19 protein-coding genes, 1 tRNA gene and 1 pseudogene are annotated in these 23568 nt (G+C 62.1%); 4 read left to right on the top strand and 17 right to left on the bottom strand.

The window, feature by feature from the left end; genetic code table 11:
* The 3 genes from queC (at position 1) to nadA (ending at position 2164) form a co-directional block, all read left to right on the top strand.
* On the top strand, positions 1–693 hold the full coding sequence (gene queC, locus Q1W70_RS16550) for a 7-cyano-7-deazaguanine synthase QueC (RefSeq protein WP_166591772.1): 693 nt from the start codon (positions 1–3) through the stop codon (positions 691–693).
* Between the two features lie 63 nt (positions 694–756).
* Positions 757–832, top strand: a tRNA-Lys gene (locus tag Q1W70_RS16555).
* Positions 833–1105: 273 nt separating this feature from the next.
* Positions 1106–2164: a quinolinate synthase NadA gene (gene nadA, locus Q1W70_RS16560; protein ID WP_166591773.1), complete on the top strand. Its 1059-nt coding sequence runs from the start codon at positions 1106–1108 to the stop codon at positions 2162–2164.
* A 74-nt stretch (positions 2165–2238) separates the two neighbouring features.
* On the opposite strand, the gene Q1W70_RS16565 is transcribed toward nadA, so the two are convergent.
* From Q1W70_RS16565 to arcD (Q1W70_RS16620), 12 genes are all read right to left on the bottom strand, one after another.
* Complete coding sequence (locus tag Q1W70_RS16565) at positions 2239–2727, bottom strand: RDD family protein (protein WP_166591774.1); 489 nt, start codon at positions 2725–2727, stop codon at positions 2239–2241.
* Between the two features lie 97 nt (positions 2728–2824).
* Positions 2825–3037, bottom strand: coding sequence for a cold-shock protein (locus tag Q1W70_RS16570; RefSeq protein ID WP_166591775.1), 213 nt, complete (start codon positions 3035–3037; stop codon positions 2825–2827).
* Between the two features lie 401 nt (positions 3038–3438).
* Positions 3439–4563, bottom strand: coding sequence for a glycine cleavage system aminomethyltransferase GcvT (gene gcvT / locus Q1W70_RS16575; RefSeq protein ID WP_166591776.1), 1125 nt, complete (start codon positions 4561–4563; stop codon positions 3439–3441).
* Between the two features lie 43 nt (positions 4564–4606).
* Positions 4607–5983, bottom strand: coding sequence for an L-serine ammonia-lyase (locus Q1W70_RS16580; RefSeq protein WP_302097597.1), 1377 nt, complete (start codon positions 5981–5983; stop codon positions 4607–4609).
* A 107-nt stretch (positions 5984–6090) separates the two neighbouring features.
* Complete coding sequence (gene gcvP, locus Q1W70_RS16585) at positions 6091–8943, bottom strand: aminomethyl-transferring glycine dehydrogenase (RefSeq protein WP_166591778.1); 2853 nt, start codon at positions 8941–8943, stop codon at positions 6091–6093.
* Between the two features lie 11 nt (positions 8944–8954).
* Positions 8955–9338 (bottom strand): glycine cleavage system protein GcvH, encoded by a 384-nt coding sequence (gene gcvH, locus Q1W70_RS16590; protein ID WP_166591779.1) that lies wholly within the window; start codon positions 9336–9338, stop codon positions 8955–8957.
* Positions 9339–9687: 349 nt separating this feature from the next.
* A complete protein-coding gene (gcsR, locus tag Q1W70_RS16595) occupies positions 9688–11196 on the bottom strand; it encodes a transcriptional regulator GcsR (RefSeq protein WP_185819033.1) in 1509 nt (502 codons plus the stop codon).
* 136 nt (positions 11197–11332) lie between these two features.
* Positions 11333–11695 (bottom strand): DUF5064 family protein, encoded by a 363-nt coding sequence (locus Q1W70_RS16600; RefSeq protein ID WP_166591008.1) that lies wholly within the window; start codon positions 11693–11695, stop codon positions 11333–11335.
* A 12-nt stretch (positions 11696–11707) separates the two neighbouring features.
* Positions 11708–12637, bottom strand: a complete 930-nt coding sequence (arcC, locus tag Q1W70_RS16605) for a carbamate kinase (RefSeq protein ID WP_166591009.1) — start codon at positions 12635–12637, stop codon at positions 11708–11710.
* A 169-nt stretch (positions 12638–12806) separates the two neighbouring features.
* Positions 12807–13817 carry an ornithine carbamoyltransferase gene (locus Q1W70_RS16610; protein ID WP_166591010.1) on the bottom strand — a complete coding sequence of 337 codons (1011 nt, stop codon included), beginning with the start codon at positions 13815–13817 and terminating at the stop codon, positions 12807–12809.
* Positions 13818–13885: 68 nt separating this feature from the next.
* Positions 13886–15142: an arginine deiminase gene (arcA, locus tag Q1W70_RS16615; protein WP_166591011.1), complete on the bottom strand. Its 1257-nt coding sequence runs from the start codon at positions 15140–15142 to the stop codon at positions 13886–13888.
* A 37-nt stretch (positions 15143–15179) separates the two neighbouring features.
* The gene (arcD, locus tag Q1W70_RS16620) at positions 15180–16607 is read right to left on the bottom strand and encodes an arginine-ornithine antiporter (RefSeq protein WP_182341999.1); all 1428 of its coding nucleotides are present in this window, start codon (positions 16605–16607) and stop codon (positions 15180–15182) included.
* A gap of 433 nt (positions 16608–17040) precedes the next feature.
* Between arcD (Q1W70_RS16620) and arcD (Q1W70_RS16625) the strand changes: the two genes are divergently transcribed.
* Positions 17041–18468: an arginine-ornithine antiporter gene (arcD, locus tag Q1W70_RS16625; protein WP_166591013.1), complete on the top strand. Its 1428-nt coding sequence runs from the start codon at positions 17041–17043 to the stop codon at positions 18466–18468.
* 264 nt (positions 18469–18732) lie between these two features.
* On the opposite strand, the gene Q1W70_RS16630 is transcribed toward arcD (Q1W70_RS16625), so the two are convergent.
* The 5 genes and pseudogenes from Q1W70_RS16630 to Q1W70_RS16645 all read right to left on the bottom strand — a co-directional run bounded on the left by Q1W70_RS16630 (position 18733) and on the right by Q1W70_RS16645 (position 23512).
* Positions 18733–20079 (bottom strand): CoA transferase, encoded by a 1347-nt coding sequence (locus Q1W70_RS16630; RefSeq protein WP_302097604.1) that lies wholly within the window; start codon positions 20077–20079, stop codon positions 18733–18735.
* Between the two features lie 56 nt (positions 20080–20135).
* Positions 20136–20891, bottom strand: a complete 756-nt coding sequence (locus Q1W70_RS27315) for a methyl-accepting chemotaxis protein (protein WP_371927865.1) — start codon at positions 20889–20891, stop codon at positions 20136–20138.
* A gap of 102 nt (positions 20892–20993) precedes the next feature.
* Positions 20994–22340 (bottom strand): annotated as a pseudogene (locus Q1W70_RS27320) (methyl-accepting chemotaxis protein); the annotation flags it as partial.
* A gap of 87 nt (positions 22341–22427) precedes the next feature.
* A complete protein-coding gene (locus Q1W70_RS16640) occupies positions 22428–22823 on the bottom strand; it encodes a YbaN family protein (protein ID WP_302097605.1) in 396 nt (131 codons plus the stop codon).
* An 80-nt stretch (positions 22824–22903) separates the two neighbouring features.
* Positions 22904–23512, bottom strand: a complete 609-nt coding sequence (locus tag Q1W70_RS16645; RefSeq protein WP_182341987.1) for a biliverdin-producing heme oxygenase — start codon at positions 23510–23512, stop codon at positions 22904–22906.
* Between the last annotated feature and the right edge of the window lie 56 nt (positions 23513–23568).

Raw genomic sequence — 23568 nt, forward strand, 5'->3', positions numbered from 1 at the left:
ATGACTGAACAACTGAACACTGTAGAAAAACGTGCGGTCATCCTGCTGTCCGGTGGCCTGGACTCGGCGACGGTCGTGGCCATGGCTCGCGCCGAAGGCTACAGCTGCTACACCATGAGTTTTGACTACGGCCAGCGCTCACACGCCGAGCTGCACGCCGCTGCGCGGGTGGCCCGCGACCTGGGTGTGATCGAGCACAAGGTGATCGGCCTGAACCTGAACGGGATCGGCGGCTCGGCCCTGACCGACAGCAGCATCGACGTGCCTGAGACCCCGGGTGAAGGCATCCCGGTGACCTATGTGCCAGCACGCAACACGGTGTTCCTGTCCCTGGCCCTGGGGTGGGCCGAAGTGCTGGGCGCGCGGGACATCTTCATCGGGGTCAACGCCGTGGACTACTCCGGTTACCCGGATTGCCGTCCGGAGTTCGTCGAGGCTTTCGAGCGCATGGCCAACCTGGCGACCAAGGCCGGGGTCGAGGGCAATGGTTTCCGCATCCAGGCGCCGCTGCAGAATCTCAGCAAGGCGCAGATCGTCGAGGCGGGCGTGAAGCTTGGGGTCGACTACGCGCTGACCGTTTCCTGCTATCAGGCGGACGATGAAGGCCGTGCCTGCGCCAAATGCGACAGCTGCCGCCTGCGTGCGGAAGGCTTCGCCGCAGCCGGAATCAGCGACCCGACCAACTATTTTTGATTTATTTTCACTTAGGTGTTGAATAGTCCTTAAAAATCAGTATTATACGCACCACAACGAAGCGGGTCGTTAGCTCAGTTGGTAGAGCAGTTGGCTTTTAACCAATTGGTCGTAGGTTCGAATCCCACACGACCCACCATATTTGGCGGTTTAGAAAATCCGGAAGGCCCACGAAAGTGAGGATTTCCGGGTTTTTTTTTGCCTGCGATTCCTGTCTTGGGCAATCGCAATGCTTGCACCGCGCGCCTGGGTGCAGAATGGTCTTTTGCAACTCAGGGATATTCTGTAGCCTTGCGCAGCTTCAACGCTGTCCGTGCCTGATGAATACTCACTCTCCCGGCGGTACCCTGATCGGTCCGGAGCCGGGTGTATACTCGACTTTCGCGCGAAAGCGCCCGCAGGTCTTGCGATCATGACGCAAATTTCCGAACGCCTTCTGGTTCAAGCCCACCTCGACGCCAAGCAGCCCAAGCCGCTGACCGCCGCAGAGGAGGCCCATTACCGCGCCGCCATCGCCGCCGAGCTCAAGGCTCAGGACGCGGTGCTGGTTGCCCACTTCTATTGCGACCCGATCATTCAGGCCCTGGCCGAAGAAACCGGGGGCTGTGTTTCCGATTCCCTGGAAATGGCCCGGTTCGGTAACGCCCACCCGGCCAAGACCGTGGTGGTGGCCGGCGTGAAGTTCATGGGGGAGACCGCGAAGATCCTCAACCCGGAAAAACGCGTGCTGATGCCGACCCTGGAAGCGACCTGCTCGCTGGACCTGGGTTGCCCGGTCGACGAGTTTTCGGCGTTCTGCGACCAGCACCCGGAACGCACCGTGGTGGTCTATGCCAACACCTCGGCAGCGGTCAAGGCGCGGGCGGACTGGGTGGTGACCTCCAGTTGCGCACTGGAGATCGTCGAAAGCCTGATGGACAACGGCGAGACCATCATCTGGGGTCCGGACAAGCACCTGGGTACCTACATCCAGCGCAAGACCGGTGCCGACATGCTGCTCTGGGATGGTGCCTGCATCGTCCACGAAGAGTTCAAGGCCAAGCAGCTCGAAGACATGAAGGCGCTGTACCCGGACGCGGCAATTCTGGTGCACCCGGAATCGCCGACGGCGGTGATCGAGTTGGCCGACGCGGTGGGTTCCACCAGCCAGTTGATCGCGGCCGCACAGAGCCTGCCGCACAAGACGCTGATCGTGGCCACCGACCGCGGGATTTTCTACAAGATGCAGCAGCTGTGCCCGGACAAGGTGTTTATCGAAGCCCCTACGGCCGGCAACGGCGCGGCCTGCCGCAGCTGTGCACATTGCCCGTGGATGGCGATGAACACCCTGGAACGCACGCTACAGTGCCTGCGTGAGGGCTCTGGGGAGATTTTCGTCGATCCGGCGTTGATCCCGCAGGCGATTCGCCCGCTCAAGCGCATGCTCGACTTCACGGCGGCGGCGCGGATGAAGCTCGCCGGCAACGCCTGAGGGCTGTCAGCTAGGCACACAACACTTGTGGGAGCGAGCAAGCTCGCTCCCACAGTGATTTTTGTCTGCTGAAATTACTTGGTTTTTTTCGGAATCCGCACCAACTGCGTATTGGAGTACATGTCGTGCCAGCTGCGCTGCTGTTTGTCGAACAGCGTCCAGAAGAAGCCCAGGCCGACGCACAGCAGTGACGCAATCGATACCACGAAGCGCAGCAAGGCTTGCCACAGGCTGATGGCCGAGCCGTCGGCGTTCTGCACGCGGATGCACCACACCTGCATCCCCAGGGTTTGGCCGGAGTAGGTCCAGAACTTGGCAAAAAAACCGAACAGCACAAACAGCAGGATCGTGGAGAGCAAGGGATCGCCATCCAATGCGCCGGCATCGGTCAATGCGCGCATCCGCTCTTCGCCGATGATTGCCATCTGCGCCATCTTGTAGAGGCCGCCAGTGACGATCATCAGGGCGGTGCACAGCAGGAAATCGTAGAACATCGCTGCCAGGCGACGTCCCAGGCCGGCGACGGGGAAATCACCCTGGGGGCTTAGCAGGCGTTTCGACATGGAGTGGCTCTCGATTGAAAAAGGAAGCCATTTTACGGGTTTGCGCGCACAAAAAAGCCCCTGATGTCAGCATCAGGGGCTTTTTCGTTACAGAAGATTAGGCTTCTGTTTGAACTTCGTCAGCCTGCATGCCTTTTTGGCCCTGCACCGCAACGAAGGTCACTTTCTGGCCTTCTTTCAGGCTCTTGAAGCCGTTGCCCTGGATGGCACGGAAATGCACGAACAGATCCGGGCCGCTTTCTGGAGTGATAAAACCAAAACCTTTTTCGTCGTTAAACCACTTGACGGTGCCGCTCTGACGTTGAGACATTTCTTATTTCCTTTGACGCAAAAATTGATGACAGCCTCTTTCTCATGAAAGAGTACTGGGGCTGGTTGCAGGAAAGAAGAAAGACGTAGAACGGGTGTAGCAAACTTGTTGGCTACTGCCCAGGTCACGATTCCAAGCGACCCATGCAAACACAGTGGACAAACTCTACGCCAACTACGGCAGGAAAAACAAGCCCCCCTGCAAGCCTTGTATAGCTGGGCCTGTGGCTATTTTGGGGTGGGCCGTTGCGGCTTATTCGATAGGCTCGTTCAGTTGTTTTCGATTGTTATAACGCAAGTTCAAAATCGAAGCTTAGAGTCAAAAGTCTGCACTGTTTTATGGCAGTTGCGTTACAGATTAGTGCACTGTTACGCAACTGCGTTACTTATGGGAACAGTCTATCAGCCACGATAGTAGCGTTGTGGGACGAATGGCATTTTGCTAACAAGCAATGGCACCTGTTTCCCACGCACGATCGCCCAGACCTGGGTATCGAGTGCCACGTAGGCACTGTCCAGGTAACCCATCGCCAATGGACCGCCGAGGGAAGGACCGAAACCACCGCTGCAGACGCTGCCGATGATCTCGCCGGCAGCGTTGACGATTTCTGCGCCTTCACGCACCGGGGTACGTTCCTGGGGCAGCAGGCCGACACGTTTGCGGCTGACGCCGTTTTGTTGCTGGGCGAAGATCGCTTCGGCCCCGGGGAACCCGCCGGCACGCACGCCATCGGCACGGCGCGGCTTGGAGATGGCCCACAGCAGGCTGGCTTCGATCGGGGTGGTGTCGCTGTTCATGTCATGACCATACAGGCACAGGCCGGCTTCCAGGCGCAGCGAGTCACGCGCGCCGAGGCCGATGGCGGCCACTTCCGGCTCGGCCAGCAGGGCGCGGGCCAGGGCTTCGGCGTTGGCGGCGGGCACGGAGATCTCGAAACCGTCCTCGCCGGTGTAGCCCGAACGACTGACAAAACACTCGATCCCCAGCAGGGTCACGCGGGTGAACTGCATGAAGGTCATCTGCGCTACCTGCGGCGCCAGGCGAGCGAGCACGGTCACCGCCGCCGGGCCTTGCAGGGCGAGCAGGGCGCGTTCCTCGAACAGCGGCTCGATCTGGCACTGATCGCCCAGATGCTGGCGCAGGTGGGCCAGGTCCTGGTCCTTGCAGGCCGCATTGACCACCAGGAACAGTTCGTCGTTACCCAGGTTGGCGACCATCAGGTCATCGAGGATGCCGCCCTGCTCGTTGGTGAACATGGCGTAGCGCTGCATGCCCACCGGCAGGTCGATGATGTCCACCGGCACCAGGGTTTCCAGGGCCTTGGCCGCATGGGCACCGGTCAGGCGGATCTGCCCCATGTGCGAGACATCGAACAGCCCGGCCTGCTCACGGCAGTGCAGGTGCTCTTTCATCACGCCCAACGGGTACTGCACCGGCATGTCGTAGCCGGCGAACGGCACCATGCGCGCGCCCAGTTCGATGTGCAGCGCATGCAGCGGGGTTTTCGACAGGGTTTCGGTGGACATATTCAGCTCCTGAAAAAATTCAGCGGATGCGGGTGAGCACGCATCAGCATTCGATAATGTTGACGGCCAAACCGCCACGGGCGGTTTCCTTGTACTTGCTTTTCATGTCGGCGCCGGTCTGGCGCATGGTGCGGATCACCTTGTCGAGGGAGACGAAGTGTTGACCGTCGCCACGCAAGGCCATGCGCACCGCATTGATGGCCTTGACCGAGCCCATGGCGTTGCGCTCGATGCACGGCACCTGGACCAGGCCACCGATGGGGTCGCAGGTCAGGCCAAGGTTATGTTCCATGCCGATCTCGGCGGCGTTCTCCACTTGCTGGACGGTGCCGCCCAGCACTTCGCACAGCGCCCCGGCGGCCATCGAGCAGGCCACGCCGACTTCACCCTGGCAGCCGACTTCGGCCCCGGAGATCGAGGCGTTTTCCTTGTACAGGATGCCGATGGCGGCGGCGGTGAGCAGAAAACGCACCACACCGTCTTCGCTGGCACCCGCAATAAAGCGCATGTAGTAATGCAGGACGGCAGGGACGATGCCCGCCGCGCCATTGGTGGGGGCCGTGACCACGCGCCCGCCGTTGGCGTTTTCTTCGTTGACCGCCAGGGCATACAGGTTGACCCAGTCCAGCACCGACAGCGGGTCGCGCAGTGACGACTCCGGGTTCTTGCACAGTTGCCGGTGCCAGGCCGCGGCACGGCGCTTGACCTTGAGGCCGCCAGGCAGGATGCCTTCGTTGCGACAGCCGGCATCGACGCAGTCCTGCATCACCTGCCAGATCCTTAACAGCTCGGCGCGGGTTTCCGCCTCCGGGCGCCAGGCGCTTTCGTTGGTCAGCATCACCTGGCTGATCGACAGGCCGTAGGTGGCGCAATGCCCGAGCAAGTCCTTGGCGCTTTTGAACGGGAAGGTCAGTGGCGTCGCGTCCTCGACGATCCGGTCAGCGCCGGCGGCGTCTTCGTCGACCACAAAACCGCCGCCGACCGAGTAGTACTCGCGGCTGCGGATCTGCAGGCCGGCGGCATCGAAGGCGCGAAAGATCATGCCATTGGGGTGATAGGCCAATGGCTTGCGAATCATCGCCAGGTGCAGTTTTTCATTGAAGTCGATCGGGTGCTCACCGAGCAGACTCAAGCGGCCGCTGCTGCGGATGTCGTGCAGGCGCGCAGCGATGTTCTCGGTGTTCACGGTGTCCGGGTGCTCGCCCTCCAGGCCGAGCAACACCGCCTTGTCGCTGCCGTGGCCCTTGCCGGTGGCGCCCAGTGAGCCATACAGCTCAACCTTGACGCAGGTGGTGGCCGTCAGCAGGTTGTCTCGGCGCAGACCTTCGACAAAACGCGCAGCGGCACGCATCGGGCCGACGGTGTGGGAACTGGAGGGGCCGATGCCAATCTTGAACAGGTCGAACACGCTTAACGACATGGTTGTTCTCCGGTTTCTTGTTATAGGAATTGGCGGAATCTGAGGAGCGAGCAGGCTCGCTCCCACGAAGGGAGATAGGGAGGCGGGCAAACCCGCCCCCCTATGGATCAAGCGTAGCTTTCGATCGACGGGCAGGCGCAGATCAGGTTGCGATCACCAAACACGTTGTCGACCCGGCCAACCGGTGGCCAGTACTTGCCTTCGATCAACGACGCCACTGGGTACACCGCCTGTTCACGGCTGTAGGGGTGGGTCCACTCGCCGACGATTTCCGCCGCAGTGTGCGGGGCGTTCTTCAGCGGGTTGTCGTCCTTGTCCAGGGTGCCGTTTTCCACTGCGCGAATTTCTTCGCGGATGCGGATCATGGCGTCGCAGAAGCGGTCCAGTTCTTCCTTGGATTCACTTTCGGTCGGCTCGATCATCAGCGTGCCGGCCACTGGGAACGACATGGTCGGGGCGTGGAAACCGAAGTCAATCAGGCGCTTGGCGACGTCATCGACGCTGATGCCGCTGCTGTCCTTGAGCGGACGCAGGTCGAGGATGCATTCGTGGGCCACCAGGCCGTTGCTGCCGGTGTACAGCACTGGGTAGTGCTCTTCCAGGCGGCGGGAGATGTAGTTGGCATTGAGGATCGCCAGCTGCGAAGCACGCTTGAGGCCGGCGCCGCCCATCATGCGAATGTACATCCAAGTGATCGGCAGAATGCTGGCGCTGCCGAACGGTGCGGCGCAGACCGCGCCTTCCTTGCGCTCCATGGCCGCGTGGCCGGGCAGGAATGGGGCCAGGTGCGACTTGACGCCGATCGGGCCGACACCCGGACCGCCACCGCCGTGGGGGATGCAGAAGGTCTTGTGCAGGTTCAGGTGAGACACGTCGCCACCGAACTTGCCTGGGGCGCAGAGGCCGACCATGGCGTTCATGTTGGCGCCGTCGATGTACACCTGGCCGCCGTGCTCATGAATGATCCCGCAGATCTCGCGGATGCCTTCTTCGAACACGCCGTGGGTGGACGGGTAGGTGATCATCAAGGCCGCCAGGTGCTCGCGGTGCTCGATGGCCTTGGCGCGCAGGTCTTCGATGTCGACGTTGCCGCGGGCATCACAGGCCGTCACCACCACGCGCATGCCGGCCATGTTGGCGGTGGCCGGGTTGGTGCCGTGGGCGGAGGAGGGGATCAGGCAGATGTCGCGGCGATCTTCGCCACGGCTCTGGTGGTAGGCGCGGATCGCCAGCAGGCCGGCGTACTCGCCCTGGGAACCGGCGTTCGGCTGCAGGGAGATCGAGTCATAACCGGTGGCGGCGCAGAGCATCGCTTCCAGTTCATCGGTCAACTGCTGGTAGCCGGCGCTTTGCTCGGCCGGGGCGAACGGGTGCAGGGCGCCGAATTCGGCCCAGGTCACCGGGATCATTTCGCTGGCGGCGTTGAGTTTCATGGTGCACGAGCCCAGCGGGATCATCGTACGGTCGAGGGCCAGGTCCTTGTCGGCCAGCTTGCGCAGGTAGCGCATCAGCTCGGTTTCCGAGTGGTACCGGTTGAACACGGGGTGGCTGAGGATCGGCGACTGGCGAACCAGGTCGGCCGGGATGGTGCTCTGTACGGTGGCGGCAAGGGCCGCGAAGTCCGGCAGGGTCTTGCCGTCGGCCAGCAACGCCCAGAGGTTTTCCACGTCGGCTTGCGAGGTGGTTTCGTCGAGGGACAGGCCCAGGCGGTTGGCATCGATCACCCGCAGGTTGATCTGCTGCGCCCGCGCCTTGTCGTGCAACTGGGCCGTGTTGGCGCCGGTGTTGAGGGTCAGGGTGTCGAAGAAGTGAGCCTGTTCGACCTTAAGGCCAAGTGTGCTCAAGCCCTTGGCCAGGATCGCGCTCAGGTGATGAATACGCTGGGCGATCTGGGTCAGGCCCTGCGGGCCGTGGTACACGGCGTACATGCTGGCGATGTTGGCCAGCAGTACCTGGGCAGTGCAGATGTTGCTGGTGGCTTTCTCACGGCGGATATGTTGCTCGCGGGTCTGCATCGCCAGGCGCAGGGCCGGCTTGCCGAAGCGGTCGACCGAGACACCGACCAGACGGCCCGGCATGTCGCGCTTGAACGCATCTTTAGTGGAGAAGTACGCCGCGTGCGGGCCACCGAAGCCCAGCGGTACACCAAAGCGTTGCGCGCTGCCGATGGCAACGTCGGCACCGAACTCGCCCGGCGGAGTCAGCAGGGTCAGGGCCAGCAGGTCGGCCGCCACGGCGACCAGGGCGTTGGCCGCGTGGAACCGTGCGGTCAGCTCGCGGTAGTCGAACAGGTCGCCGTTGCTGGCCGGGTATTGCAGCAGCGCGCCGAAGAACGGCGTCACGTCGCTCAGTTCACGCTCGTCGCCCACCACCACCTCGATCCCCAGCGGCTCGGCACGGGTGCGTAGCACGTCGAGGGTTTGCGGGTGGCAATGCACGGAGGCGAAGAAGGCGTGGCTGCCTTTGTTCTTGCTCAGGCGCTTGCAGAAGGTCATGGCCTCGGCAGCGGCGGTGGCTTCATCGAGCAGCGAGGCGTTGGCGATCGGCAGGCCGGAGAGGTCGCTGATCAGGGTCTGGAAATTCAGCAGGGCTTCCAGGCGGCCCTGGGAGATTTCTGGCTGGTACGGGGTGTAGGCGGTGTACCAGGCCGGGTTTTCCAGGAGATTGCGCAGGATCGGCGACGGCGTGTGGCAGTTGTAGTAGCCCTGGCCGATGTAGGTCTTGAACAGTTGGTTCTTGCCGGCAATGGCCTTGATCGCGGCCAGGGCCTCGGCTTCGCTCTGCCCTGCGCCCAGGTCCAGCACGCTGGTGCCCTTGATACTGTCGGGAATGACACTGGCGCTCAGGGCTTCCAGGGAGTCGAAACCCAGGGTGTTGAGCATGGCTTGCTCGTCACTGGCGCGCGGGCCGATGTGCCGGGCGATGAATTCGTTGGCAGTGCTCAGGTTGACGTGAGTCATGTGCGTTCTCCTCAGGCGTCGGCTTGGGCTTTGATCAGGCGGTCGTAGGCGTCCTGATCCAGCAGTTGGCCGACTGCGGCGGCGTCGCTTGGCTGGAAGCGGAAGAACCAGCCTTGCCCCAGCGGATCTTCGTTGACCAGTTCCGGGCTGCTTTCCAGGGCCGGGTTGGTCTCCAACACTTCACCGTCCAGTGGCATGTAGACGCCGCTGGCAGCCTTTACCGATTCGACGGTGGCGGCTTCAGCGCCTTGGGCGTAGGCCTGCAGCTCAGGCAGTTGCACATAAACCACGTCGCCCAAGGCATTCTGGGCGAAGGCGGTGATGCCGACTGTAACGCTGCCGTCAGCTTCGGTACGCAGCCATTCGTGATCTTCAGTAAAACGCAACTCGCTCATGGAAACTCCTCAGGGGCCAGACAGGTCTGGTGGACGCGATGGAAGGCTCGGGCAAAGCCCTGCTTTATGGAGGGTTACCTAGCAAAATCACGGCCAATATTATTTATTTGTTACTAATCAACGAGTTACGAACTGTTGCGAGAGGGGGCGCGAGCGCAGCTGTAGCGATATCGCTACAGTCGAGGGCCAAGAAAAAAGCCTATGAGGATCAAAGCCTTGCACAATGCTGGTGGAACGCCACTGTAGCGATATCGTTCCGCTGTAGCGCTTTCAGTACAGGTGGAGGTCGCTTTTGCGCTGGGTGTTGGCGCCATCTGCGAACACCCTCAATCACTGTGGGGAATGGTGTTTAGGCCTTGCCGGGAATTCCGTACTTGCGCAACCGATGGGCGATGGCGGTGTGGGAGGTCTGCAGGCGGCTGGCCAGTTGGCGGGTCGAGGGGTAATTGACGTAGAGCTTTTCCAGCAGGGTCTTCTCGAAGCTTTCCATGGCCTGCTCCAGGCTGTCGACTTCGCTGTCGCTCTGGCGCGCGACCGAGGTGCCAGCGATGTCCAGGTCGCCGATGTCCACCAGGCTGCTTTCACAAATGGCCGCAGCGCGGAAGATCACGTTCTGCAACTGGCGCACGTTACCCGGCCAACGATTGCCGAGCAGGGCCGGGTAGGTGCCGGGCGCCAGGCGGCAGACCGGGCGCTGGATCTGCGCACAAGCCTGCTGCATGAAGTAGCGCGCCAGCAGCAGAATGTCCTGGCCGCGCTCGCGCAATGGCGGAACTTCGACGTTGAGCACATTGAGGCGGTAAAACAGGTCTTCGCGAAAAGTGCCTTCGCTGACCATCTTCTCCAGGTCGCGGTGGGTCGCGCTGAGGATCCGCACATTGACCTTGACCTCGCGGTCCCCGCCCACCCGGCGAAAGCTGCCATCGTTGAGAAACCGCAGGAGCTTGGCCTGCAGATACGGCGACATCTCGCCGATCTCGTCGAGAAACACCGTGCCCTGGTTGGCCAACTCCATCAGCCCCGGCTTGCCGCCGCGCTGGGCGCCGGTAAAGGCGCCGGGGGCGTAGCCGAACAGCTCGCTTTCGGCGAGGTTTTCCGGCAACGCCGCACAGTTCAGCGCCAGGAACGGCGCGCTGTGGCGGGCGCTGATGGCGTGGCAGGCGCGGGCCACCAGTTCCTTGCCGGTGCCCGTTTCACCCTGGATCAACAGCGGCGCGTCGAGGGCCGCTACCCGTTGCGCGCGGGCCTTGAGCGTGCGGATCGCCGGCGACTCGCCGAGCAAGGCGTCAAAACCTTCGGCGTGATCGTGGTGCAGTGCCGAGAGCTGTTCGCCGATACGATTGGGTGGGTACAGGGTCAGCAGGGCGCCAGCGTCGGTGATCGGCGTGGCGCCCAGCAGCAAGGTCTGGCCATTGACCGTGATTTCCCGCAGCGGCAAGCGAAAGCCGTGCTCCAGCAAGGTCTCCAGCAGGGCAGGGTCGGCAAACAGTTCGGCGACGTTTTCCCCGGCCGGTTCACGGCCGTACAGGGCGATCAACGCCGGGTTGGCCAACAGAATGGTGCCGGCACTGTCCAGGGCCAGCACCGGGTCGGTCATGGCGGCCAGCAGGGCGTCCAGTTGCAGGTGCCGGCGTTGTCCGGGAAGGATGTCGACCACGGTCACCGCTTGCACGCCCTGCACGTTGAACAGCGCATCGCGCAGCTCTTCGAGCACTTGCGGGCTCAAGGTCGGGGCGTCGATGTAGACGTTGGGCGGGACCATTTCCACCGCATCCAGGTTGAGATTGCGCCCGCCGAGCAAGGCCAGGACTTCCTGGGTGATGCCGACGCGGTCGATGAAGCTGACGTGGATACGCATGGGGCGTTTGTTGGTTCTGAGGTGCGGAGGGGGCAAGTATGCCTTGGGGCGGGCGCGTGGTGAAAGCCTGCTCGCGATAGCGATGTGTCAGTCGACAGTGCGCCATCGCGAGCAGGCTTGAACCCACAGGGTGGGTTTACTCGAAGTTTTCGATATTCACCGGGTCGCCGGATTTCATGTTCAGTTGCGCCCGGATGTCTTCAAACATCAGGTCGTAATGCTTGTGCACCGAACCGATCTGGCTGTGTGTCTTGGGAATGCCGTACTTCTCGGCGATTTTAGTCACGTTGTTGGCAAAGTTGTAGGCTTCTTCCTTGGGCAGGAAGAACGTCTCGCTCATGTCCTTGCCCTGCATGCTGCCATGCAGGGTGAACTGGATGCCCTTCTCGCCCTTGGGGTTCTTGCTGACTTCATAGTCGAGGTGCACGTTGTAGCTGACATCATCCGGGGTCAGCGCATGACGTTCGATATGCAAATGACCTGGCTCAAACATTGCCATAGACGTCTCTCCTTACAGGTAGGTAATGCCAGGCTTGGACGTGCTGATACGGGTGCCGGCCTTGCCCTGGACGATTGCTTCGATGTCCGAGAGTGAACCGATCACCGCGACTTTTCCAGTGTTGCGCGCGAACTCGCAGGCGGCCTGGACTTTCGGCCCCATGGAGCCTGCGGCGAAGCCGAGCTTTTCCATTTCGTCGGGGTGCGCCTGGGCAATGGCTTTCTGGGTGGGCTTGCCGAAGTCGATGAACGCCGCGCTGACGTCGGTGGCAATCACCAGCAAGTCACCTTCCAGCTGTTCGGCCAGCAGCGCCGAGCACAGGTCCTTGTCGATCACCGCTTCGATGCCCTTGAGCTTGCGGTTCTCGTCGTACATGGTCGGGATCCCGCCACCACCGGCGCAGATCACGATGCTGCCCTTGTCCAGCAACCACTTGATCGGGCGGATCTCGAAAATACGCTTGGGTTTCGGGCTGGCCACCACACGGCGGAACTTGTCGCCATCGGGGGCGATGGCCCAGCCTTTTTCTGCCGCCAGCGCTTCGGCTTCCGCCTTGCTGTAGACCGGGCCGATCGGCTTGGTCGGGTTCTTGAACGCCGGGTCGTTGGCGTCGACTTCAACCTGGGTCAGCAACGTGGCGAACGGCACCTCGAAGTCCAGCAGGTTGCCCAGTTCCTGTTCGATGATATAGCCGATCATGCCTTCGGTTTCGGCACCGAGCACGTCCAGCGGGTAGGGGGAAACGGAGGTGTAGGCGGCTGCCTGCAGCGACAGCAGGCCGACTTGCGGGCCATTGCCGTGAGCGATCACCAGTTGATTGCCGGGGTGGATCTTGGCGATCTGCTCGGTGGCGATCCGGATGTTGGCGCGTTGATTGTCTGCCGTCATGGGTTCACCACGACGCAGGAGGGCGTTACCGCCCAGAGCAACGACGATACGCATAATGCTGTCCTTCTTCGAAGAAATATAAGCCGGTTACGCGGCCCCCTGTAGGAGCGAGCTGGCTCGCGATAGCATCACCACGGTCTGTCAGGAGCACCGAGGTGTTGCCATCGCAGGCAAGCCAGCTCCCACATTGACTGGGTCCAGTCAGTGGGAGCCGAGTGAGCTGTTAAAGGTCAGCCAGGGTCGATACCAGGATCGCCTTGATCGTGTGCATGCGGTTTTCCGCTTGCTCGAAGGCGATGCAGGCTGGCGATTCGAACACGTCATCGGTCACTTCGATGCCATTGGCCAGGTGCGGATACTGCTCGGCAATCTGCTTGCCGATCTTGGTATCGCTGTTGTGGAAGGCTGGCAGGCAGTGCATGAACTTGGTGCGTGGGTTGCCGGTGGCTTTCATCAGCTCGGCGTTGACCTGGTACGGCAGCAGTTGCTGGATCCGCTCGGCCCAGGCTTCCACGGGCTCGCCCATCGATACCCAGACGTCGGTGTGGATGAAGTCCACGCCCTTGACCGCGGCTTTCGGGTCTTCGGTCAGGGTGATGCGGGCGCCACTTTCTTCCGCGTACTTTTTGCAGCGACCCACCAGGTCGTCATGGGGCCACAGGGCTTTGGGGGCGCAGATGCGTACGTCCATGCCCAGCTTGGCGCCGACCAGCAGCAGCGAGTTGCCCATGTTGTTGCGCGCATCGCCCAGGTAGGCGTAGCTGATCTCGTGGATCGGCTTGTCGGCGTGTTCACGCATGGTCAGCACGTCGGCGATCATCTGGGTCGGGTGGTATTCATCGGTCAGGCCGTTGAACACGGGTACGCCGGCGAACTTCGCCAGTTCTTCGACGATTTCCTGCTTGAAGCCACGGTACTCGATGGCGTCGTACATGCGCCCCAGTACGCGGGCGGTGTCCTTCATGCTTTCTTTGTGGCCGATCTGCGAGGAGTTCGGGTCGATGTAGGTGACGTTGGCGCCCTGGTCATAAGCGGCCACTTCGAACGCGCAGCGGGTGCGGGTCGAGGTTTTTTCGAAAATCAGTGCGATGTTGTTGCCTTTGAGGTGCTGCTGCTCGGTACCGGTGTACTTGGCGCGCTTGAGGTCGCGGGACAGGTCGAGCAGATAACGCAATTCGCGAGGGGTGTGGTGTTCCAGGCTCAGCAGATTGCGGTTATGAATGTTAAAAGCCATTTTGGATCTCCTTGGGTTTCGGTTATCCCCCCGGCCGCACTCGATAAGTGGCGGCCAGGGTTTATAGGTTAGTAGTCGATTGGGTCACGGATGATCGGGCAGGTCATGCAGTGGCCGCCGCCACGGCCGCGGCCGAGCTCGCCGGCGCTGATGGTGATGACCTCGATCCCGGCCTTGCGCAGCAGGGTGTTGGTGTAGGTGTTGCGGTCATAACCGATGACCACGCCTGGCTCTACCGCCACCACGTTGTTGCCGTCGTCCCACTGCTCGCGTTCGGCGGCGAAGCTGTTGCCACCGGTTTCCACCACGCGCAACGCCTTGAGGTTGAGGGCCTTGGCCACGGTGTCGAGGAAGCTGGTTTCTTCGCGGCGGATGTCGATGCCGCCTTGTTTGCTTTCGTCAGGTCGCAGGGTGAAGGCGACGATCTGCTTCACCACTTCCGGGAAGATCGTGACCAGGTCGCGGTCGCAGAAGCTGAACACGGTGTCCAGGTGCATCGCCGCGCGGGACTTCGGCAGGCCGGCAACGATCACTTTCTCTACGGCTTTGTTCTTGAACAGGTTCAGTGCCAGTTGGCCGATGGCCTGGCGGGACGAGCGCTCGCCCATGCCGATCAGGACCACGCCGTTGCCGATCGGCATGACGTCGCCGCCTTCAAGGGTGGAGCTGCCGTGATCCAGGTCCGGGTCGCCGTACCAGATCTCGAAGTCGGCGTTGGTGAACTGTGGGTGGAATTTGTAGATGGCGGTGGTCAGCAGGGTTTCCTGGCGACGGGCCGGCCAGTACATCGGGTTCAGCGTCACGCCACCGTAGATCCAGCACGTGGTATCACGGGTGAACTGGGTGTTGGGCAGCGGTGGCAGGATGAAGCTGGTGTGGCCGAGGAAGTCGCGGAACATCTGGATGGTCTTGCCACCGAAGCTGTCCGGCAGGTCGTCGGCGGACACGCCACCGATCAGGAACTCGGCAATGTGTCGCGGCTCGAGGCTTTTCAGCCAGGACTTCACTTCGTTGATCAGGCCCAGGCCCACCGAGTCGGCGGTGACCTTGCGTTCCAGGATCCAGTCCAGTGCCTCGGGCATGGCGACGATGTCAGTCAGCAGGTTGTGCATTTCCAGCACGTCGATCCCGCGTTCACGCATCTTGGTGACGAAGTCGAAGTGGTCACGCTTGGCTTGGGCAACCCACAGCACATCGTCGAAAAGCAGTTCGTCACAGTTGTTCGGGGTCAGCCGCTGGTGGGCCAGGCCGGGGGAGCAAACCATGACTTTGCGCAGTTTGCCGGCTTCGGAATGTACGCCGTACTTAACTTTTTCCGTGGTCATTACAGTGATCCTCCAGATGACAATACAAACTTGAGTGTTACAGGGTCAGGAAGCCGTCGTAGAGCCCATAGGCCGCTACCAGCGCACCTATGACGACCGCGGCGAAAATCAGCTTCTCGACGTTGGTGAAAATCGGTTTGCCCAACTCGCGCTTGGCCTTGGCGAACAGGATCACGCCAGGGGCATAGAGCAGGGCGGACAGCAGCAGGTATTTGAGGCCGCCGGCATAAATCAGCCAGACCGCGTAGATCAGGGCCACGCCACCGATGAACAGGTCTTTCTTGCGTTCGGCCAGGGCGTTCTCATACGTCTCGCCGCGCACTGCCAGCAGCAGGGCGTAGGCCGCCGACCACAGGTAAGGCACCAGGATCATCGAGGTGGCGAGGTAGATCAGCGACAGGTAAGTACTGGCCGAGAACAGGGTGATGATCAGGAACAACTGCACCATGGCGTTGGTCAGCCACAGGGCATTGACCGGTACGTGGTTCTCGTTTTCCTTGCGCAGGAACTCCGGCATGGTGTGGTCTTTGGCGGCGGCGAACATGATCTCCGCACACAGCAGGACCCACGACAGCAGGGCGCCGAGCAGGGAGATGATCAAGCCGACGCTGATCAGCACCGCGCCCCAGTGACCCACCACATGCTCCAGCACGGCGGCCATCGACGGGTTCTGCAGTTTGGCCAGTTCCGGTTGAGTCATGATGCCCAGCGACAGCACGTTCACCAGTACCAGGAACAGCAGCACGGTAATGAAGCCGATCACCGTGGCTTTACCCACGTCCGAGCGTTTTTCCGCACGGGAGGAGAAGATGCTCGCGCCCTCGATGCCGATGAACACCCAGACGGTGACCAGCATCATGTTGCGCACCTGATCCATCACGCTGCCCAGGTCCGGGTTCTTCAGGCCCCAGATGTCGGCCGTGAAGATGTCCAGCTTGAAGGCGAAAATGGCGATCATGACAAACAGCAGCAGCGGTACAACCTTGGCCACCGTGGTCACCAGGTTGATGAACGCGGCTTCCTTGATCCCGCGCAGGACCAGGAAGTGCACGGCCCACAGCAGCACGGACGCACCGATCACGGCGGCGACGGTGTTGCCCTCGCCGAAAATCGGGAAGAAGTAACCCAGGGTACTGAACAGCAATACGAAGTAACCGACGTTCCCCAGCCAGGCACTGATCCAGTAGCCCCAGGCCGACGAGAAACCCATGTAATCGCCGAAACCGGCCTTGGCATAGGCGTAGACCCCGCCATCCAGATTCGGCTTGCGGTTAGCCAGGGTCTGGAAGACAAAGGCCAGGGTCAACATACCGACCGCGGTAATAGCCCAGCCGATCAGCACAGCGCCTACATCGGCACTGGCGGCCATGTTCTGGGGCAAGGAAAAGATCCCGCCACCAATCATGGAGCCGACCACAAGCGCGACCAGGGCCCCTAGTCGTAGTTTTCCGGGAGATTCAGACATTGCATGACTCCGTTATAGGAGAAGTGAGAGCGCAGAGTAAATCCGCTGACGTTTCAAACAGCTGACTTAGATCAGTTCATTGCCACATTCCATTGTTGATGAATGATTTATCAGGTTTTTAAACGCGCCAAGAAGCCCATCCTAGAGGCTTCCAGGTGAAACTAAGGTAAATGCATCGTATTGCAGCAAGGTATGAAGCTAGTTGGTTTTTCAGAATGTGCAAATTTTTGCCGGCGGCTTTCAGTACAGATTGGATTTATCGGAAATGCTCCATAAAACTGGCAAAATCCTCCGGCGGCATAGATGAGACAGTTCTAAACGAGTTCTATTTTTTATCCTTTACTGATAAACGTCCGGCTGCGCTGGATATTTAATTGAGTAAACACTTGTTATGGTTCGCAAACATGACAAAACGTCGATTTGAGAGGTAACGATGTCGCAACCGGCGCAAAAGCTCCGACTCAGTGCCTTGATCGCCCTGGTGGTCGGCTCGATGATTGGCGGTGGGATCTTTTCCTTGCCGCAGAACATGGCCGCCCGCGCCGATGCCGGGGCCATATTGATCGGCTGGGCAATCACCGCCGTGGGCATGCTGACCCTGGCCTTCGTGTTCCAGACCCTGGCCAACCGCAAGCCTGATCTGGACTCGGGGGTGTATGCCTACGCCAAGGCCGGGTTTGGCGACTACATGGGTTTCTCGTCGGCCTGGGGCTACTGGATGAGCGCCTGGCTGGGCAACGTCGGCTATTTCGTGCTGCTGTTCAGTACCCTGGGTTACTTCTTTCCGGTGTTTGGCCAGGGCAACACGCCGATTGCCATCGGCTGCGCCTCGGTGCTGCTGTGGGCGGTGCACTTCCTGGTCCTGCGCGGGATCAAGGAGGCCGCGTTCATCAACCAGGTGACCACGGTCGCCAAGATCGTGCCGCTGGTGATGTTCATCGTGATTGCCGCCGTGGCGTTCGAGGCTGACATCTTTACCCGGGATATCTGGGGCCGCAGCAACCCGAACTTCGGCAGCGTGATGGACCAGGTGCGCAACATGATGCTGGTCACGGTATTCGTGTTCATCGGCATCGAAGGCGCGAGCGTGTATTCGGCCCGCGCGGAAAAACGCTCCGACGTCGGCCGGGCCACCGTCATCGGCTTTGTCGGGGTGCTGGCGCTGCTGGTGCTGGTGAACGTGCTGTCGCTGGGGATCATGAGCCAGCCGGAGTTGGCCCAGCTGCAAAACCCTTCGCTGGCGGCCGTGCTGGAGCATATCGTCGGACCGTGGGGGGCCTTGCTGATCAGTGTCGGCCTGGCCATTTCATTGCTCGGGGCACTGTTGTCATGGGCGCTGCTGTGCGCCGAAATCCTGTTTGCCACGGCCCAGGACAAGACCATGCCGGCGTTCCTGAGAAAAGAAAACGCCAACCATGTACCGGTCAATGCCCTGTGGCTGACCAACGTGATGATCCAGCTGTTCTTGCTGATCACCCTGTTTTCCGCCGGCACCTACACCAGCCTGATCTACCTCGCCTCGTCGATGATCCTGGTGCCCTACCTGTGGTCGGCGGCCTACGCGGTGCTGTTGTGTGGGCGCGGTGAAACCTATGAAAACGCCTCGGGCGAGCGCACCAAGGATTTGCTGATCGGCGCGATCGCCCTGGTCTATGCGGTATGGCTGCTGTATGCCGGTGGGGTCAAGTACCTGCTGCTGTCGGCGTTGTTGTACGCACCGGGGGTGATTCTGTTCGCCAAGGCCAAGCATGAGCAGGGCGAGCCGCTGTTCACCCACATCGAAAAAGGCATTTTCGCCTGCGTGGTAGCCGGTGCGATGGTGGCGGCCTATGGCTTGTACCGCGGCGTGCTGAGTTTGTGAGGCTGACGCTCGACTATCAGGGGGCGAACATCTGGCGGCCATACTTGGCTTTGTGGATAGATCCGTTGTTGTGGTCAGGGCGGGCGAGGCGGCCTACCGGCGGGCCTGGTTTTTTCTGGGTGGAGTATCTCTGTGGGATATCACTGCGGGATGCCTTTGTGGGAGCGAGCTTGCTCGCGATAGGGCCAGCCCATTCAACATCAAGGGTGCCTGACCCACCGCCCTCGCGAGCAGGCTCGCGCCCACTGGCTTTTTCAATACCCTTTACCACTGTGCCCGATGGGCTCCCAGCTCGCCGGCTGGCAGCGCCCATTGCAAGGGCGTGCCGTTGATTTTCAGCGGCACTCGCAGCCGATGGGCCGGTCCCCAGGTGGTCTGTTCCAGCACGAGTCCCTGATCGCTGGCCGCTTCGGCACGCAGTGCCGGTTGTGGTGTGGCGGGGTGTTCAAGCAGTAGCTTCGCCGTACGCGCCAGCGATAGACGGGCTGAACCGCCGCAGCCACTGGCCAGGCGCGTGGTCAGTAGCTTGAGGCAACTGGCCGCCATCAGGTACCCGGTGGCGTGGTCCAGGGCCTGCACGGGGAGGGGCGTTGGTTGGTCGCTGTGTTGCCAGGCCATGCCGGCTTCGGCGATGCCGCTGCTCATCTGCACCAGGCTGTCGAAGCCCCGTCGATTCTGCCAGGGGCCGCTCCAGCCATAGGCATTGAGGCTGACGTCGATCAGCCCCGGGGCCAGTGCCTGGCGTTCGCGAGCACCGTAGCCGAGGGCTTCTAGGGCGTCGGCGCGGTAGCCGTGGAGCAGAATGTCGGCGTCCTTGAGCAGGGCTTCAAACACCTGGCGGTCTTGGCGCTGGTGCAGATCAAGGTGGGCGCAGCGTTTGCCCAGGGTCATTTCCGCGACGACGCCCGGCTCGTGCCAGTGGGGTGGGTCGATGCGCAGCACATCGGCGCCCAGGCCGGCGAGAAAACGGCTGGCGGCGGGGCCGGCCAGGACCCGCGTCAGGTCCAGGACCTTGAGCCCAGCCAGCGGCCGGGCGACGGATCCCCACCCGCCATGGCGGCGTTCATCCTCAAGGGGCACGAAGTGCACCAGTGGCTCGGCGTTGACAGCCATCCCCTGGGGGTGGACCTGCCATTGCTGCCAGGAGCGCATGACCGCTGCGCAGCCCCCAGCGTCGACCACCGCCTGCTCCAGATCATCCTTGGCCCACGACGCAACCTTGGCGGCCATCGCGTTGCGGTCGGGGCAGGCCCCCAGTACGTGTTCGGCGGCGCGCCGATGATGGGCGGCGTTGGTGTGCAGGCGAATCCAGCCATCGTCCGTGGCGTAGTCACCGGCGAGCGGGTCCCACAGCGGCGGCACCTTCCAGCCCAACGGGCGCAGAGACGTGGCGAACCAGAAAGACGCCAGTCGGCGGTCGACTTCAAGGGCGGGTAAACGGCCGGTCTGTTGCAGCAGCAGTTCGCTGAGGGCCTGGCCGGCCACCGCGATGCTGGCGCTGGCCAGGTCGGTGACGGCAAACGCCGAGGGCAGGGCGCCCTCGGCGGTGAACGGGATGGCAGTTTTCTGCAAGCCCAATGCGGCTTGCAGGGCAGTCAGCATGTCGGTCATCGAGTGCCCTCCGAAAGAGGGCTCGATCATAGAACAAAAGCGCTGTGGTGGAGGGCCTACACCCGGAACTGGTCCATCAGTTTCATCTGGTGGGTGGCCAGGGAGTTGAGCTGGCTGCTGATCTGCGCCGACTCGGTGGCCTGCTCGGTCAGGGTCTCGGTGACCGTGCGGATCGCCGAAACGTTGCGGTTGACCTCTTCGGCCACGGCGCTCTGCTGCTCGGCGGCGCTGGCGATCTGCAGGTTCATGTCGCTGATCACCGTGACCGCCTCGCTGATCTTGCCCAGGGCCTGCACCGCTTGCTGGATCTGCCCGGCGTTGTTGTGCGCCTGGGTCTGGCTCGAATGCATGGTGGCGACCACGCCGCGGGTGCCGGTCTGAATCCGTTCGATCACCAGGCGGATCTCCTCGACCGAATCCTGGGTGCGTTTGGCCAGGTTGCGTACTTCATCGGCGACCACCGCAAAGCCGCGTCCGCTTTCGCCGGCGCGAGCCGCCTCGATCGCGGCGTTGAGGGCCAGCAGGTTGGTCTGTTCGGCGATGCTGCGGATCACCTCCAGTACCGAGCCGATCTGCTCGCTGTTGACGGCCAGCGCTTCGACTTCGGTCACCGCCTTGCTGACTTCTTCGGCCAGTTGATTGATGTCGCGGGTGCTGCGTTCGATGATCGACATCCCGTCCCGGGCCGACTGGTCCGCGCCCTTGGCGGCGCTGGCGGCATTCGAGGCGCTGTTGGCGACGTCATGGGCGGTGGCGCTCATTTCGTTGGAGGCGGTGGCGACCTGGTCGATTTCGCGGAACTGCACCTGCATGCCTTCACTGGTCTGGCGGGCGATTGCCGAGGACTGGTCGGCGGTGCCTCGGGCGTCGGTGATGCTTTGCTTGATCTGCGCGATGGTCGGCTGCAGTTTGTCGAGGAAGCGGTTGAACCAGCTCACCAGTTCGCCCAACTCGTCTTGCTTGCTGTAGTTCAGGCGCTGGGTCAGGTCGCCGTCGCCGCTGGCAATCGCCTTGAGCATGGCGGCCACGCTGTTGATTGGCCGGGTCACGCCGGAGGCGGTCAACCACATCAGCAGCAGGCCCAGCAGGCCGGCGCCGATGGCCACGGCCAGGGTCTTGTAGGTGCCCAGGTCCTGCGCCTCATCGAGCACCGTTTGCAGTTTCAGTGAGTCGGCCAGCAGCACTTGCCGGGGCAGGTCGATCACCACCCCCCAAGGCTTGCTGTCGGCAATCGGGCTGACCGGCAGCACCGCGCGGATCAGGTCGCCCTGCTGGAGAATCTTCGCGCTGTTGGCGTTGATCAGTTGCAGCACGTCCTTGCCGTCGTTGCCCAGGGCCTCGGCCAGGTTTTTCCCCAGTTTGCTGGCATCGACGCTATTGCCGGCCAGCACACCGCTGCCGGACACGATCAGCATGTGCCCGGCACCGTTGAACAGGTCGCGCTGGGCGTTGAGGGCGGCGGCTTGCAGGGCGTCGAGGGAGATGTCGATGCCGACCACGCCGATCGCCTTGCCATTGACCAGCAACGGTACGGAAATACTGGTCATCAGCATTTCCTTGCCGGCGACGGTGTCGGCGTAGGGGTCGAGCAGGCAGGTACGCTTGCTGTCGCGGGGGCAGGTGTACCAACTGTTGTAGGGGGTGCCACTGAGGTTGAGGGTGGTCTTGGTCATGTCCTCTTCGGTCATGATGGTGTTTTGCCCGGTCCCCCCGGCACGGCTCCAGTAACTGGCAAATCGCCCGGCTTCGTTGGACAGGCGAGCAGCGTCGTTGACGAAGCCCTGGTCCTGGCCGTCCAGGCCATTAGGCTCGAACGCCAGCCAGATTCCCAGAGCCCCGGTGTTGCGCTCGAAAGCGCTCTTCAGGCTCTGGTTCAATTCCTCGCGCAGGGCGCCGCTATCCAGCGCGCGCTGGCCGGCCAGGCGACGCAGGTCAGCGATCTGGTCGGCCAGGGCGGTCACCACCAGCAGGCTTTCGCCGAAGGTTTTCTGCACCCGCACCGCCTGCTCGGCCGCCTTGGCCTGGAGCAGGTCTTCGACGCTGGCGGTGAGCATTCGCGTGCTCGAGGCGCTGACCAGTTGATCGTTCTGATTGGTCTGGTAGATGTTCATGCCGACGATCAAGCCCACCACGCCCAACAGGCACAGTCCGGACAACAGCACGATTTTCAGGCGGATGGAAAGAGAGTCGAACATGGGGCGATCTCGCGAAGGGATGACTGGTGGGCCGAGGGTCGTGAGCAACCCGCTCGCCAAATCCATTCAGCGCCATGTGTGACACATCGGCTTACAAAGGCTGGGCATGAGCAAAAGCCGACGAACGGTTGCTTTCGCGACTGGGGGCGGGCGTCAGGAGGCGTGTGGCAGGGACTCGGGGCGCGACCAGATCCACAGGTTGCCCAGGCTCATGCCAGCGATGGCGAGGTAGATCGGCCAACCGTGATCGAGCATCAGCAGCATCAGCCCCGCACACAGCAGCATGCTGACGGTGGCGCTGATCTTGGCCCGGCGCGCAACAATCTTGCCGTTGCGCCAGTTTTTCAGGATCGGCCCGAACAGCCGATGGTTTTCCAGCCAGGCACTCAGACGCGGCGAACTCTTGGTCGCCGCCCAGGCGGCCAGCAGGATGAATTCGGTGGTCGGCAACCCCGGCACGACAATGGCGATCAGGCCAATGCCCAGGCTGACGTAGGCCAGCAGGCCGAAGAGGATGCGCGCGAGTTTGGAGGAGGCGAGGCGAGACATGGGTTGTTCAGAGGCTGACCGCGAGACTGGATCGCAAGGCTACAGGTTGCCCTGCCCAACCAGGTTGGGCAGGGGGTTGGTCAGGCCATTTCAGGCGCTGTGGCGTAAGCCTGTTCCAGCAAGACGGTGAAGCGGTTGAAGGCGTCGATGGCGCCTTTGTCGACCGCGGCTTCTTCTTCGGCGCTGAACGCCAGGCCGTCGAGGGTCCTGACGAAGTTTTTCCAGCCTTCGGCGCGACCACCGGCCGGCTCGCCCAGGTGGCGGGCACCGAAGGATTCGCTCAGGCCCAGGCCTACGGCACGCTTGATCAGGAAGGCGGCACCGAGTTTCGAGCCTTCGGACACGAACAGCCAGCCCAGGGCCTCGGCCTTGCTTGGGCGTTGCACGGCGCCTGCCACTGGGCCCGGGATCGGCGTGTCGAGGTCAGCCAGGTCGGCCTTGGCGGCTTCGGCGCGGCAGCGCTCTGCCAGGTCGGGGACAATGGCGATCAGCTCGGGATCGTTGTACAGCGACACCAGTTCCGATTGGAACAGGTACTGGGCCACCACAAAACGGGCGAAGTTGGCCTGGGTTTCAAACGGCGCATGGGCCTTGACCAGGGCGTCGAGCTTGGCATGAGGCTCGTGGGTGATCTGGTTCAGGCGTTGGGAACGCAGGCTCGGGCGTTGAGTCGGGTCGGCAGCGGTCATGAAGAAGTCCTTGAGAATGAGATGCGCTTGGTAACTAGACGAACCAGGAGACGCAG

It is taken from the genome of Pseudomonas kielensis, from assembly GCF_030505375.1.
Taxonomy (GTDB): Bacteria; Pseudomonadota; Gammaproteobacteria; order Pseudomonadales; family Pseudomonadaceae; genus Aquipseudomonas; species Aquipseudomonas kielensis.

Bases quoted from the DNA above. Each gene is read 5' to 3' on its own strand.
- queC (WP_166591772.1), top strand. From the start codon at position 1: ATGACTGAACAACTGAACACTGTAGAAAAACGTGCGGTCATCCTGCTG.
- nadA (WP_166591773.1), top strand. From the start codon at position 1,106: ATGACGCAAATTTCCGAACGCCTTCTGGTTCAAGCCCACCTCGACGCC.
- Q1W70_RS16565 (WP_166591774.1), bottom strand. From the start codon at position 2,727: ATGTCGAAACGCCTGCTAAGCCCCCAGGGTGATTTCCCCGTCGCCGGC.
- Q1W70_RS16570 (WP_166591775.1), bottom strand. From the start codon at position 3,037: ATGTCTCAACGTCAGAGCGGCACCGTCAAGTGGTTTAACGACGAAAAA.
- gcvT (WP_166591776.1), bottom strand. From the start codon at position 4,563: ATGTCCACCGAAACCCTGTCGAAAACCCCGCTGCATGCGCTGCACATC.
- Q1W70_RS16580 (WP_302097597.1), bottom strand. From the start codon at position 5,983: ATGTCGTTAAGCGTGTTCGACCTGTTCAAGATTGGCATCGGCCCCTCC.
- gcvP (WP_166591778.1), bottom strand. From the start codon at position 8,943: ATGACTCACGTCAACCTGAGCACTGCCAACGAATTCATCGCCCGGCAC.
- gcvH (WP_166591779.1), bottom strand. From the start codon at position 9,338: ATGAGCGAGTTGCGTTTTACTGAAGATCACGAATGGCTGCGTACCGAA.
- gcsR (WP_185819033.1), bottom strand. From the start codon at position 11,196: ATGCGTATCCACGTCAGCTTCATCGACCGCGTCGGCATCACCCAGGAA.
- Q1W70_RS16600 (WP_166591008.1), bottom strand. From the start codon at position 11,695: ATGGCAATGTTTGAGCCAGGTCATTTGCATATCGAACGTCATGCGCTG.
- arcC (WP_166591009.1), bottom strand. From the start codon at position 12,637: ATGCGTATCGTCGTTGCTCTGGGCGGTAACGCCCTCCTGCGTCGTGGT.
- Q1W70_RS16610 (WP_166591010.1), bottom strand. From the start codon at position 13,817: ATGGCTTTTAACATTCATAACCGCAATCTGCTGAGCCTGGAACACCAC.
- arcA (WP_166591011.1), bottom strand. From the start codon at position 15,142: ATGACCACGGAAAAAGTTAAGTACGGCGTACATTCCGAAGCCGGCAAA.
- arcD (WP_182341999.1), bottom strand. From the start codon at position 16,607: ATGTCTGAATCTCCCGGAAAACTACGACTAGGGGCCCTGGTCGCGCTT.
- arcD (WP_166591013.1), top strand. From the start codon at position 17,041: ATGTCGCAACCGGCGCAAAAGCTCCGACTCAGTGCCTTGATCGCCCTG.
- Q1W70_RS16630 (WP_302097604.1), bottom strand. From the start codon at position 20,079: ATGACCGACATGCTGACTGCCCTGCAAGCCGCATTGGGCTTGCAGAAA.
- Q1W70_RS27315 (WP_371927865.1), bottom strand. From the start codon at position 20,891: ATGCAGGTGCAGTTCCGCGAAATCGACCAGGTCGCCACCGCCTCCAAC.
- Q1W70_RS16640 (WP_302097605.1), bottom strand. From the start codon at position 22,823: ATGTCTCGCCTCGCCTCCTCCAAACTCGCGCGCATCCTCTTCGGCCTG.
- Q1W70_RS16645 (WP_182341987.1), bottom strand. From the start codon at position 23,512: ATGACCGCTGCCGACCCGACTCAACGCCCGAGCCTGCGTTCCCAACGC.